This is a genomic window from Vibrio sp. QJM3NY_35, assembly GCF_057785915.1.
On the sequence record NZ_CM173507.1, the window covers coordinates 581,843 to 594,774 of the forward strand.

The window sequence follows — 12,932 nt, forward strand, 5'->3', positions numbered from 1 at the left end:
CTAGTGCCCTTCCAAAATCTGCCGAACATCACTATTCAAATTGGTATAGCTAAACAGTCTGACCTGCACCTCGGTGTTACATCCCAACTAAGTGGAGTGTTGAACTAAAAGCTCTCAATTACGGACTTGAAAGTAGTGTGGATGATGTGTAACACAATCATATTAACTATGTTGGTTGTGATAAAGAACATAGGATAAACTAGTGCATAACCTACTGACTAGGAAGAGTTTATGGATACAATAAGTAGTAAAGCTAAAAGGCAGGCACCATACAAATCCATTTGGTTTTGGGTGTTACCATCTTTTACTTTGGTAGCAGTGTTTATATTGGTCTCCATGGCTCAGAATGTCTCAGGGTTCCCTGAAATGCTAAAGAGTATATTAGAAACCTATCAATTAGCGCTGGCTCTTGTTGTTTTTTGTTTTACTACATCTATTCAATGGTTGATAGCCCATAACTCGAATAAACCGTCTGAGTTAGAGGAGCAGTGTTTGTTAAACAGGCACCTAAGGGATGAATACTCTGCCAGTGAGCAACTTTTAATTAAGCAGTTTGGTAAGTTTGCTTCTGACCGTTCGTTCACTTTTATATCAGTTGATGACTTACCAGCAATTCATTCGAAGTTGTACGCGGAAGATCGTCTTATACAGCGCGGTAAGCTAAGTGTCTGTGATGAAGCGATACGAGCTATTGAATACTACTTTTCGAACACCGAAAGAGTGCTAGAAGAAGCTCTAAGTCTATTACACAAAGAAGAAGCCAAAGATACGCCTAACCGACATATCAAAGAGAGTGTGAACCTTCAACTAATTCAGTATTTAAATCAATGCGTATTAACTCTTCATTATGAAACAGGGATGAAGCTAATTAATCTAGAACGTTCAGACATAAATGCCTACCGAGATGCTTTTTTTGAAACGCTACACCTTATGAGCTTTTTAGGTGGAGAGTTTGCGCCCATAGTGAGTCGTGTAGTTGATACCCCATCAACTGAAAGCTCCAACTCACAAGAGGATATACAGAACATGTTTGTTGCAGCCCATGAAATATCAGAGAGTCTGGTAACCAGTAGTGAAGGGGCAACGTTTGGTGGTTTATATAGAAGTATTCAGCTAAGGTCGATCATCAAGCAAGCACAAGGTTCTCCTTTATACCTCTTAGCTTGTCAAGTCATTCAAGATAATGTTCTAGAACCATTGCTTGATGAAAGCAATGATATCGGTGCGGTGGCGGTTGATGACGACTACCCGAAATATGACATTTACAATCATGCTGGAGATAAGAAACTGACCCTCGGCTTCGAAGAAGTAGACGAAAGCACTTTGATCCTGATATTGAGCGGCGAAGGTGAGAATATAAAGGCTACTGTAAGGTTTGTTGATTCGGAAAAGAAAAGGTTCGAGGTCGATAGAGATATGGGGGGGCGCTTTACGTTAGAGTGTAAAAAAGCTATCAGCAGGCATTTAATCATTGGGTAGTAACCGACTGATGGGCACATCTTTAAGAATCCTAAAGAGTACCTATATTTTTCGATAACCATTTATATAAGGGTAAGGTGTTTAATCAAGTTCTGACATGAAAAGGCATTAAATATCAGAAGGATAGAATGAATGACAAAAAGAACAGAACAAGAAATTTTCGATGAGCTAGAGCAACTATCTTCCAACGAAGGGTTTATCGATGTTTTATCATTTTTATGCTGGAAAGATACATTTGTCCATGGGGAAAATGGCACCTTAGACGAAGAAGCCTTTGCTAACAATTTTGATCGCTCCAAATTATGCCGCACCGAGCTAGCAACACTCTATGGCTTGATGTGCAAATCAGGGGTTTCTGGCGGCAGTTTAACACTTAGTGAAACACTTGAATATGCTAAGCAGGTTTATAGTTTGTTCGAGGAGCTGCACAGGTCATTTTACAATGTGAAAGGCATTGACAGCGCACTGGAAACGCTAGAATCATTCAAGAATGTAATAAATGAATCCGCTTTCATAAGGGAGGCTATCTTCTATAGTGGGGAGAGTGTATTTAAGCACCAGTATCGTGATTTAGTAAAAATCAGATACCAAAAAGATAACGAATGGCTCAAGGAAAACAAAGGCTTTGTCATTGAGGACGCCGTAACTGTTTTGGAGACTATTGATAAGCTACAACTGATGAAGCTTAATGCCTTTGTACCTAAGACTTTCCAAAATGAAAATCAGGCGCAGTTCTCCTCAGCTTTTTTCTTTAGTGCCGATGAATTAGATAGTCAGTCTGGGCTTAGTAAAGACGTCATTTTGAATGTTCTTTCTGCGCTGTCCTCATCACCCACTAGTGGAATGAGTGCATTCTCTAGTGCTGATGACTTTAACCATAGGAACGCTTTCCCAATTCTCAAGCTAGGTGATAATTCATTTGCTTCTTTCTTATCTTTCTCTAATTGGGAATCTTTATATGAAAGCCCCTTCTTCTGGTTTAATGGAGATAATACCTATAAAAAGATAGCGAGCGACCACAGGGGTGAGTTCACAGAAGAATTTACAGCGAATCGCCTAAGAAAAGTGTTCTCCCCTCAAAATGTATACACAAACATTGATATATACGATGGGAAAAACAAGGCGGGTGAAATTGATGTTCTGGTAGTTCATGGTAACTATGCAATCGTGGTACAAGCGAAATCAAAGAAGCTTACGATTGAGGCTAGAAAAGGAAACTCAAAGCAACTTAAGTCAGACTTCAAAGCTGCTGTTCAGGATGCGTATGACCAAAGCTACCTTTGTTCTGAACTACTTCAAAGAAAAGATGTTACGTTTAAGGACGAAGAGGGAAATGTTGTTGCTTTGACACATGACTATGAATCGATATTTCCTGTATGCATTGTTTCTGATCACTACCCTGCTTTAGCCTCCCAAGCACAGCACTTTTTGAAGCATGCCGTTACTGAAACTATTAAGCACCCATACGTAATGGATGTGTTCTTGATAGACATGATGACAGAATTGCTAAGCTCGCCATTGTATTTTTTAGATTTCTTTATCAAGAGAAGCGATTATGGTGACTCAATTCAATCTAATCATGAGTTAACAACACTTTCGTGTTATATCATTCAAAACCTATATTTTGTCGAAAATCCAGATATGGTAATGCTTGATGATGACGTCTCTTCATCACTAGAGCTAGCAATGTTAGCAAGACGTGAAGACGGTTTTGAACATATACCTAGAACACCAAGAGGAATACTCACAAATTATTCTGGAACACACATTGGTAACATCATTGATGATATCAAAGACTCATGCGACTTGGGCCTAATGAAATTAGGGTTCCACATTCTCTCGCTCAGTGAAGATTCTGGAAATATTATTAATGATGCCATTTCACAAATGGTTGCGCTTCACAGAAAAGATAACAAACATCACGATGCCACCTTACCAATATTAGAGGCAAGAAAAGGCTTAACGATCCATGTTAACAATGATGCGGATGATATATCGAGTAAACGTCTGGCAAGTCACTGTGAAAAGAGAAAGTACACATGCAAGGCTGATGAGTGGGTAGGTTTGTGCATTAATCCTGTTTCTTCGAGGTTTAGATTTGCTACCTATCATCGGTCAAAATGGGAACCCTCAATTTCTATGGACAAATTGGTCGAGAGCTTACCTAAGATAAGCGAATTACATGAAGTGAAAAATGGACGGGTTGACTTTCAAGGCAATCGGAAGACTAGGGGGAAAGTAGGACGTAACTCCTTATGCCCCTGTGGTAGCGGAAAAAAATATAAGCGATGCTGTATCTAATGGGGAAGTGCAGGTAACGCCTTACCCACTTGTGCTAACAAGTACAAAAAAGGCGCTCATTGAGCGCCTTTTTTCTCTAAACTGAACTACCTTATAGAGATTCAGTAAACGTACGTGCGATAACGTCACGTTGTTGTTCTGGAGTTAGAGAGTTGAAGCGCACAGCGTAACCAGATACACGGATTGTTAGCTGAGGGTACTCTTCAGGGTGCTTAACAGCATCTTCTAGAGTTTCACGACGGAGCACATTCACGTTCAGGTGTTGACCGCCTTCGATCTTCGGAGCCGCTTCGATTGCAACTTCACGAGACTCGTATTCACCTAGATCAGTAGCTGGAACTACTTGGTCAGCTTCGTAGCCAGAAGTTGCTGCAACACAACGAGCTTCGTTCTTTTCAGTGTCTAGCAACCAGATTGAGTTCAGTAGTGAATCGTTAGCTGCTTTTGTGATTTGAATACCTTGGATCATAGTGGTTTTCCTTTTGATTTGATTTTAAATTTTATGACTTATTCTGAGCTTTACTTTGTTCTTTAGTCGAAAAATATGACTATTGAAAAGTACGATGATTTTTTACCCTTATGACTGTCAAAACCATTGTTGAGAAAGGCTTTGAAGAGCATAAATCATACTTTTTAGTAGTCTATCTCTCCAACGTTATAGGTGCTGGCCGCCTTCGATCTTCGGAGCCGCTTCGATTGCAACTTCACGAGACTCATATTCACCTAGATCAGTAGCTGGAACTACTTGGTCAGCTTCGTAGCCAGAAGTCGCTGCAACACAACGAGCTTCGTTCTTTTCAGTGTCTAGCAACCAGATTGAGTTCAGTAGTGAATCGTTAGCTGCTTTTGTAATTTGAATGCCTTGGATCATAGTGGGTTTCCTTTGGATTTTATTTTAAATTTTATGACTTATTCTGAGCTTTACTTTGTTTCTTAGTCGGAAAAATATGACTAATGAAAAGTACGATGATTTTAGGCTCTTATGACTATCAAAACCCTTGTTGATAAAGGCTTTGAAGAGCTTAAATCATACTTTTTAGTAGTCTATCTCTCCAACGTTAAAGGTGTTGGCCACCTTCGATGCGTGGTGCTGCTTCGATTGCAACTTCACGGCTTTCGTACTCGCCTAGGTCTGCAGCTGAGATAACTTGGTCAGCTTCGAAACCTGCAGTAGCAACAACACAACGAGCTTCATTCTTCTCGCTATCTAGTAGCCAGATTGAGTTTAGTAGGTCATCGTTTGCTGCTTTAGTAATTTGAATACCTTGGATCATAACTATCTCCTAGTCCACTGAATGTGGTTTGATTATGGTGTTAACTTTCGATTTTTATTGAGCTGGGTAATATATACCTAATATTAGTAAGGTTAACATTGATTTAAGTCAAAAAACAACCAAAAACCATATTTTTACAAAGGTGATTATATTGAGGTAAATCAATAAAACCTTTGAAAACAAAGTAATTACAAAATATTTTAAAGTATAAAAAATATTTAACAGCCACATTTGTTGTAAGTTTACTACATTTGCTGTGTTTTTATTGAACTGCAACCGATACGACCCTTTATTTATTAAGCATTCTGAAAGTGTAAAGTGATTTAATGACAAACAATAATTCATCCTCAAAACCGGAAACAAATATTAAGTTTATTGGCGCTCATGTCTCGGCTGCTGGTGGTGTTGATCAGGCGCCTATGCGTGCACGAGAAATAGGAGCCAATGCGTTTGCACTGTTTACCAAGAACCAGAGACAGTGGGCGGCAAAACCGCTAGAAGCGAAAACCATTAGTGCCTTTAAAGCCAATTGCAAAATGTTGGGCTTCGGTGCTGAACACATTCTTCCTCATGACTCCTACCTGATTAACCTAGGAGCACCAGAAGAAGAGAAGCTAGAGAAATCACGCGCGGCTTTTATTGATGAAATGGAGCGTTGTAATCAACTTGGATTAACGCTTTTAAATTTTCATCCTGGGAGTCATTTGAAGAAAATCTCAGAAAGCGAATGTTTGGCGAAGATCGCTGAATCGATCAACCTAGCTCATCAAGCGGTACCTGACGTAATCGCAGTGATCGAGAATACGTCTGGGCAGGGCACTAATCTGGGTTGGAAGTTTGAACATCTAGCCGAGATTATCGAGCAGGTAGAAGATAAGTCACGTGTGGGTGTGTGCTTAGACACCTGCCATACGTTTACTGCTGGTTATGACTTACGTACAAAAGAGGCGTGTGAGCATACTTTTGCTGAGTTCGACCGCATCGTGGGTATGCACTATCTAAGAGCAATGCACATCAATGATTCAAAAGCTGAGTTCGCGAGCCGAGTCGATCGACACCATTCTTTGGGAAAAGGCGAAATTGGCTGGGATTGTTTTGAGTATATTGCCTCTGATTCTCGCTTTAATGGTATCCCTCTTATCTTGGAAACCATTGATTCGACCATATGGAAAGAGGAAATTCAACAACTTAGAATATTTCATCGCTCAGCAACGCTAGCGAGCGAAGAAGCGTAATAATAGAGGGGAAAATTTATTTCCGTCTATTTCTAATAACTGGCACCTTTCTTTCATAGTATTAAAGTGAATATGTAGTTCACGATGTCTTAGAGGAGGTGCCTTTATGTATTCAATCACCCAAACTTCAACTATTGCTGTCGCACGCCGTTTACCTACACCAAACCGTCACGTGCATAACCACGGACACCATCGTACACAGCAGAAAAGTGGTTAATCGAGATAAACACAACTTGAACTGATTATTATGATTCATCAACAAGTGAACCCTACACATCATGTTTATTGATAGCTGTATGAGGTATAACTAGAGCCCTATTTAGGACAGTTAGCCGATACAGCTATTTTTTTGTCTGGCGAAAGCCGCTAGAAACCTTGATGATTGGGAAGTAAAACGATGAGCGCACCAAAGACTTGGGAATCCATTATTAATGATGAACGTGATAAAGAGTACTTTCAGAGTGTGCTCGCGTTTGTTGAACAGCAACGTAATAGTGGCAAAACCGTCTACCCGCCACAAGAACAGGTGTTCAGTGCCTTTGATATGACGCCTTTCGAGTCCGTGCGAGTGGTTATCTTAGGGCAAGATCCTTATCACGGTGCTAACCAAGCTCACGGCTTAGCATTCTCAGTGCTTCCTGGTGTGAAAATCCCACCTTCTCTACGCAATATGTACAAAGAGCTTGCACAAGATATAGAGGGCTTTGAGATTCCTAGTCATGGTTATCTCGATTCTTGGGCATCGCAAGGGGTGTTGATGTTGAACACTGTCCTTACAGTCGAAGAGGCAAAAGCACACTCACATGCTAAGTGTGGCTGGGAAACCTTTACTGATGCCATTATTGCTGAGCTCAATCAGCGCTCTAAACCGATCATCTTTTTGTTGTGGGGCACACACGCCCAGAAGAAAGGCCAAGCGATTGATGACGACAAGCATCATGTGTTGGTTTCACCTCACCCATCGCCATTATCGGCACGCCGTGGCTTCTTCGGTTGTCAGCACTTCTCTACAACCAACAAGCTGCTTTCTTCTATGGATCAACAACCTATTGACTGGCGTTTACCAACAGAAGTGTAGGTTGGTGGTTTTCTGAGCAGGGTCAAATCATAAATCAGCATATTCGTATACACTTATGAATAGTAGGTGTAACGGAGTGCAATACTATGATGATTGAAAGGATAAGACGAGAGCATGGCTATATGGCTCGCTTACTCGCGATACTCAACAGTAAGTTAGAGTTTCTGAAACAGGAGCGAGAAATAAACTATAGCCTGATCGCAGAGGTGGTTCATTACCTTATGAACCATTCAGACAAAGTGCATCACCCTAAAGAAGACGTCATTTATCGCTACTATCTTAAGCAATATGGCAGCGAGCAAGCGATTGAAGACTTGGAGTTAGAGCATCAATTGCTTTCTGAGAAAACGGCGGACTTTTTAGGTTTGGTCGATATGATCCTTCAAGATGCGGTGGTTCCTCAGCAAGTCTTTATTGAGCAGCTTGAAGCGTTTGTTAAAGCTCAGCGAAAGCACATGGAATATGAAGAGAAGCATGTGCTACCCATGATTGTTGAGGCGTTCACGGTGAAGGATTGGCAAGAAGTGGAGTCTCAATGGCTTCAACCGGAAGATGACCCTGTTTTTGGAGAGACCATCGCCGATCAATATCGCCAACTCGCGGCTCGGGTTCGACAAAATGAACAAGAGTGCGTTTAGCCTGTTTTAATGTTGAAACGCACCTATTTTTAGGTGTCCTCTATATTAGAGGTTTGGTTTCCAAATGGCGCTTTGAGCGGATTAACTACCTCAAAAAATAAAAAAGGCACCTAAATAGGTGCCTTTTGCTATCTGATTTCTTATCGTGCTGATTAAAGCTTTATATCGTCAAGGCTAAAATCAAGACCTAGGTTCATCTCTCTCAGCTCTTTCTCAAGCTGCCTACGATCGTTGATGGCTTCGATTTCACGCCACTTACGCTTGAGTGGTTTCGAGCGTGATTTTTGAGTTACACGAGGCATTTCTAGTTCTGATACTTCATCGAATTGAAAGCTATCCATAAGCCATATCTCCTTCCGTGGGACTAGTTCTTGCGAACCAATAAATATCATATTTAGGTTCACAATAACTTTGATTTGTTTCTCATTTGTTTCAAATCTATGAATCTTTTGTTCTATTTTCTTATGCATGCTCACACATTGTGAGAATTATTATGTATAAAAAACAAGCAAACAAACCTAAGTAAACGATTAAATTGGGGGTTATTGAATGTTAATTCATTGTGCGAATGGAATAGCGTTTTGACTACGATACATTGAGGTGCATACGGGGCCGTGCGGTATAGGGATCTCATTGGCCTAGAAAAAAACGAAGATCTTCACTATACCTTGTAAAACCTAGGCTGACGTCATTTTTATAGGATGATGTTCTTGTTGGGGTAGTGCCGTGGCTGTTGTTGATATTATGTCCCGATAATGTGACTTTTATTGGGCTGCATTGTTGAAAGTTGTGTTAACAAAAGGTGTGTTATTAGTGAAATGTCATTTTAATATAAGTGCATTTGCATATTGATTTTTAGGCCGTCTCGCTGCATTATCCGCCCGTCAAAAAATACACTGATACGTAAAATGGATGCATGAAGCGACATTTACAGTCTCAATCGCCGCAAGAATATAACAAGAGTGCCGACACAACATTGACAGAGGCATAGGCGATTAAGAGGAAGGCTAGGAAGCATGATCGGTGCTTAAACTCAATTACGAGGTTCACGTGACAGACTTAATCAATTTGATGAACGATCTCCTTTGGGGATCTATCTTAGTTTACTTACTGGTTGGTGTGGGTATCTACTTCACTGTACGACTAGGCTTCATTCAATTCCGCCATTTCGGCCACATGTTCTCTGTTCTTAGAAACAGCCGTAAAGCAGACAGTGCTGGTATCTCTTCTTTCCAAGCTCTTTGTACTAGTCTCGCTGCTCGTGTAGGTACGGGTAACATGGCAGGTGTTGCTGTAGCACTAACCGCTGGTGGCCCTGGTGCTATCTTCTGGATGTGGCTAATCGCAATGCTAGGTATGGCAACATCATTTGCAGAAAGCACACTGGCACAGCTATACAAAACGCGTGATAACGACGGTAACTACCGCGGCGGCCCTGCATACTACATGGAGAAAGGCCTAGGCATGCGTTGGATGGGGGTTCTATTCTCTATCTTCCTAATCATTGCATTTGGTCTTGTATTCAACGCGGTTCAAGCGAACGCGATTGCAAGCGCAATGAACACTGCATTCGACCTTGAGCGTAGCTACGTTGGTGTGGGTATCGTAATCATCTCTGCATTCGTTATCTTCGGTGGTATCCGTAAGATTGCACGCACAGCAGAAATCATCGTTCCAATCATGGCATTGGCTTACCTAGCGATCGCTATGTACGTGATGTTCGCGAACATCGAGAAAGTGCCTGAAGTACTGGCTCTTATCTTCAAGAGTGCATTCGGTCTGCAAGAAGCAGCAGCGGGTGGCTTAGGTTACGCAATCGCACAAGCGATGATTAACGGTATCAAACGTGGTTTGTTCTCGAACGAAGCGGGTATGGGTTCTGCGCCAAACGCAGCAGCTTCTGCTACGCCTTACCCACCGCACCCAGCATCACAAGGTTACGTGCAAATGCTAGGCGTGTTCATGGACACCATTGTTATCTGTTCAGCAACAGTAGCTATCATCCTGATGTCTGGTGAGTATGTACCACACGGTGAAGTAACGGGTATCGAATTAACGCAACGTGCACTAACAGCACAAGTTGGCGAATGGGGTGGCATCTTTGTCGCGGTAGCGATTTTCTTCTTCGCTTTCACTTCAATCATTGCAAACTACTCGTACGCTGAAACGAACCTTATCTTCCTTGAGCACAACAACAAGAAAGGCCTAGTGCTATTCCGTATCGTTGTTCTGGGTATGGTTATGTTCGGTTCTCTAGCAACTCTACCAACGGTATGGGCTCTGGCTGACGTATCGATGGGCCTAATGGCGATTGTTAACTTGGTGGCGATTATCCTGCTATCAGGTATCGTGATTAAGCTAGCGAAAGACTACAATCGCCAACTAGACGCGGGTAAAGTACCAACATTCGATTCGAATGACTTCCCAGAGCTTAAGTCTCAGCTGGAAGACGGTATTTGGGACAACAACAAGAAGTAATCTTGTTGGAGCGATAAACAGCTCATCCTAAAGTGATTAGAAAGGCTAAGGTTTCGACCTTAGCCTTTTTCTTTGCCTGTCATTTGTCTCATTCTGTCTATCGAAGCTCATTCTCCCTATCGAAGTAATAGGAAGAGTCATAAAGACAAGTTGATGTTTTTTCTATACTCTAGCAGCATCCAGTTAGATAACCGATTAGGGTAAAGTTATGTTAGTTGTCGTTTCTCCAGCCAAAACACTTGATTACGAATCACCATTAGCGACGGAACGCTTTAGTCAGCCAGAGTTTGTTGAACACTCTGCTGAGCTGATTGAAGAGTGCCGCAAACTGACGCCAGTAGATATTTCTGCACTGATGAAAGTCAGCGATAAGATCGCAGGGTTGAACGTAGCGCGCTTTGAGCAGTGGAGCGAGACCTTTACCCAAGACAACGCACGCCAAGCAATCCTAGCCTTTAAGGGCGATGTATACACTGGCCTAGACGCTGAAACGCTATCGGATGAAGATTTTGACTACGCACAAGACCACCTGCGCATGCTTTCTGGGTTATATGGCTTGCTTAAGCCGTTGGATTTGATGCAGCCATACCGCCTAGAGATGGGGACACGCTTAGCCAATGCTCGTGGTACTAACTTGTACCAGTTCTGGGGCAACATCATCACAGACAAGCTGAATGAAGCATTGAATGCTCAAGGCGATAATGTGTTGATCAACCTAGCGTCTAACGAATACTTTAAAGCCGTGAAGCCGAAGAACTTGGATGGCCAAGTGATTACCCCTGTCTTCAAAGACTGCAAGAACGGTCAGTACAAGGTGATCAGTTTCTACGCGAAGAAAGCGCGTGGCATGATGGCTCGCTACATCATCGAGAACAAGATCGACTCGGCTGAGGCGCTGACCCAGTTTGATACGGCGGGCTACTACTTCGTTGAAGAAGAGTCGAACGCGAAAGAGCTTGTCTTTAAGCGCGAAGAGCAAAACTAGTAGTCCTTGGCTAACGAGTAGCTCTCGGTTTTAGCCTGATAACAGACCAGATAGAGAAAAGCCCCATGCAGCGAACTGCATGGGGCTTTTTTATTGAATCGTTGAAGCTGGTAGATTACTTCTTCTTTGCTGCTTTCTTTTTCTTCGCGATTTTTTTCTTCTTCGCGATTTTTTGTTTCTCTACCGCTTTCTTATCTTCTTTCTTCGGCTTCTTCTTCTTAGTCACGGCCGCTTTCTTATGCGTAGGGCGCATGCCTTCGATGAAGCGCTCTTTGATTGGTTCATCTGTGTAACGAGCCACACGCTCAATCATTAGTTGATCGTGCGCTTCAATGATAGAAACCGCGTTACCTTTTTTACCAGCACGAGCCGTACGGCCAATACGGTGTAGGTATACGTCAGCCGTACGTGGCATGTCGTAGTTGATTACGTGGCTTACGTCTGGAAGGTCGATACCACGCGCCGCAACGTCAGTCGCTAGCAGTACGTTTACAGAACCGTCACGGAAACGAGCAATCGCGTTGTTACGACGATCTTGAGGCATTTCACCTTGGATCCATGCACATGGGATTTGCGCGCTTTCAAGTTGAGCTCGTAGATCACCTAGACGATCACGTGTCTTCAAGAATACGATGCTGCGCTCAGCTTGTTCTGTGATGATGTGTTTTAGGATGCTCAGCTTGTGCTCTGCTGTGTCTGCACGGTGGTACCACTGAGTGATTTTCTTACGCTCACGAAGTGATGATTTCGCATCGATCTCTGCTGGGTTTTTCAGTAGGTCTTCAGTGAAGCCTTCAATGCCTTTACCTTCTAGCGTTGCTGAGAACAGTAAAGTTTGTTTACGCCAGCGACATTCTGCAGACAGACGGTCAACAACAGGGCCAAAGCCCATGTCTAGCATACGGTCGGCTTCATCTAGAACCAGCCATTCAATTGCACGACAATCAAAACGCTCGCCTTCGATGTATTCCATCAAGCGGCCAGGTGTTGCTACTACGATATCTTGAGTTGTACTTAAGATATCTGCGTGCTCTTGGTACATCACACCGCCCGTGATCGTGAAGATATTTAGGCTGGTGTATTTAGCAAGCTCACGTGCTTGTTCGGTGATCTGCATTGCTAGCTCACGCGTTGGCGTCAGGATAAGCATACGTGCAGGGCCAGATTTCTTACGTGGGAAATCCAGTAGGTATTGCAGTGCTGGCAATACAAATGATGCTGTTTTACCAGTACCTGTTGGCGCAGAAGCCAAAACGTCTCTTCCATCTAACGCTTGTGGGATTGCTTCAGCTTGTATCTGTGTTGGACGTTCGTAGCCCATTTCGTCAATTGCTTTAAGCAGCTCTTGGTTTAGATCGAGTTCTGCAAAGGTTCTGATCACTGTTGTTTCTCCACAAGCAATAAATGTTTCTGCCTCAAAAAGCAGACGATAAAAAAGAGTAGTCGGACATTATAGAAGCATTA

The 12,932-nt window shown here is 42.5% G+C and carries 10 protein-coding genes and 2 pseudogenes; 7 read left to right on the forward strand and 5 right to left on the reverse strand.

Translation table 11 applies throughout. From position 1 onward, the window contains the following. Positions 1-231 precede the first annotated feature (231 nt). Both AC3CH3_RS02620 and AC3CH3_RS02625 read left to right on the forward strand, forming a co-directional pair. Positions 232-1,479: a hypothetical protein gene (locus tag AC3CH3_RS02620; RefSeq protein WP_488537676.1), complete on the forward strand. Its 1,248-nt coding sequence runs from the start codon at positions 232-234 to the stop codon at positions 1,477-1,479. 132 nt (positions 1,480-1,611) lie between these two features. Then, the gene (locus AC3CH3_RS02625; protein ID WP_488537677.1) at positions 1,612-3,780 is read left to right on the forward strand and encodes an NERD domain-containing protein; all 2,169 of its coding nucleotides are present in this window, start codon (positions 1,612-1,614) and stop codon (positions 3,778-3,780) included. A 91-nt stretch (positions 3,781-3,871) separates the two neighbouring features. Here AC3CH3_RS02625 and grcA read toward each other — a convergent pair whose 3' ends face one another. From grcA to AC3CH3_RS02640, 3 genes and pseudogenes are all read right to left on the reverse strand, one after another. Next, positions 3,872-4,249, reverse strand: coding sequence for an autonomous glycyl radical cofactor GrcA (gene grcA, locus AC3CH3_RS02630; protein ID WP_488537678.1), 378 nt, complete (start codon positions 4,247-4,249; stop codon positions 3,872-3,874). Positions 4,250-4,438: 189 nt separating this feature from the next. After that, positions 4,439-4,651: pseudogene (locus AC3CH3_RS02635) on the reverse strand (autonomous glycyl radical cofactor GrcA); the annotation flags it as partial. Positions 4,652-4,841: 190 nt separating this feature from the next. After that, positions 4,842-5,054: pseudogene (locus AC3CH3_RS02640) on the reverse strand (autonomous glycyl radical cofactor GrcA); the annotation flags it as partial. A gap of 326 nt (positions 5,055-5,380) precedes the next feature. On the opposite strand from AC3CH3_RS02640, the gene nfo reads away from it, so the two are divergent. The 3 genes from nfo (at position 5,381) to AC3CH3_RS02655 (ending at position 8,005) form a co-directional block, all read left to right on the forward strand. Next, positions 5,381-6,289 carry a deoxyribonuclease IV gene (gene nfo, locus AC3CH3_RS02645; RefSeq protein ID WP_019820585.1) on the forward strand — a complete coding sequence of 303 codons (909 nt, stop codon included), beginning with the start codon at positions 5,381-5,383 and terminating at the stop codon, positions 6,287-6,289. A gap of 397 nt (positions 6,290-6,686) precedes the next feature. Next, complete coding sequence (gene ung / locus AC3CH3_RS02650) at positions 6,687-7,367, forward strand: uracil-DNA glycosylase (RefSeq protein ID WP_488537679.1); 681 nt, start codon at positions 6,687-6,689, stop codon at positions 7,365-7,367. Positions 7,368-7,453: 86 nt separating this feature from the next. Further along, positions 7,454-8,005 (forward strand): hemerythrin domain-containing protein, encoded by a 552-nt coding sequence (locus AC3CH3_RS02655; RefSeq protein WP_017070073.1) that lies wholly within the window; start codon positions 7,454-7,456, stop codon positions 8,003-8,005. Between the two features lie 152 nt (positions 8,006-8,157). Here AC3CH3_RS02655 and AC3CH3_RS02660 read toward each other — a convergent pair whose 3' ends face one another. Next, positions 8,158-8,346, reverse strand: coding sequence for a DUF3545 family protein (locus tag AC3CH3_RS02660; RefSeq protein WP_017059319.1), 189 nt, complete (start codon positions 8,344-8,346; stop codon positions 8,158-8,160). A 709-nt stretch (positions 8,347-9,055) separates the two neighbouring features. Between AC3CH3_RS02660 and AC3CH3_RS02665 the strand changes: the two genes are divergently transcribed. Together AC3CH3_RS02665 and yaaA are read left to right on the forward strand one after the other, a co-directional pair. Continuing rightward, positions 9,056-10,483 (forward strand): alanine/glycine:cation symporter family protein, encoded by a 1,428-nt coding sequence (locus AC3CH3_RS02665; RefSeq protein WP_032545312.1) that lies wholly within the window; start codon positions 9,056-9,058, stop codon positions 10,481-10,483. 208 nt (positions 10,484-10,691) lie between these two features. Further along, the gene (gene yaaA / locus AC3CH3_RS02670) at positions 10,692-11,468 is read left to right on the forward strand and encodes a peroxide stress protein YaaA (protein ID WP_019820578.1); all 777 of its coding nucleotides are present in this window, start codon (positions 10,692-10,694) and stop codon (positions 11,466-11,468) included. 115 nt (positions 11,469-11,583) lie between these two features. Here the strand turns inward: yaaA and srmB are convergent, their stop codons facing one another. Beyond that, positions 11,584-12,849, reverse strand: coding sequence for an ATP-dependent RNA helicase SrmB (gene srmB, locus AC3CH3_RS02675; protein WP_060983060.1), 1,266 nt, complete (start codon positions 12,847-12,849; stop codon positions 11,584-11,586). Positions 12,850-12,932 lie beyond the last annotated feature (83 nt).

What these genes read in the sequence shown, in the direction of transcription:
- AC3CH3_RS02620 (WP_488537676.1), top strand. Translation starts at nt 232, where the DNA reads ATGGATACAATAAGTAGTAAAGCTAAAAGGCAGGCACCATACAAATCC.
- AC3CH3_RS02625 (WP_488537677.1), top strand. Translation starts at nt 1,612, where the DNA reads ATGACAAAAAGAACAGAACAAGAAATTTTCGATGAGCTAGAGCAACTA.
- grcA (WP_488537678.1), bottom strand. Translation starts at nt 4,249, where the DNA reads ATGATCCAAGGTATTCAAATCACAAAAGCAGCTAACGATTCACTACTG.
- nfo (WP_019820585.1), top strand. Translation starts at nt 5,381, where the DNA reads ATGACAAACAATAATTCATCCTCAAAACCGGAAACAAATATTAAGTTT.
- ung (WP_488537679.1), top strand. Translation starts at nt 6,687, where the DNA reads ATGAGCGCACCAAAGACTTGGGAATCCATTATTAATGATGAACGTGAT.
- AC3CH3_RS02655 (WP_017070073.1), top strand. Translation starts at nt 7,454, where the DNA reads ATGATGATTGAAAGGATAAGACGAGAGCATGGCTATATGGCTCGCTTA.
- AC3CH3_RS02660 (WP_017059319.1), bottom strand. Translation starts at nt 8,346, where the DNA reads ATGGATAGCTTTCAATTCGATGAAGTATCAGAACTAGAAATGCCTCGT.
- yaaA (WP_019820578.1), top strand. Translation starts at nt 10,692, where the DNA reads ATGTTAGTTGTCGTTTCTCCAGCCAAAACACTTGATTACGAATCACCA.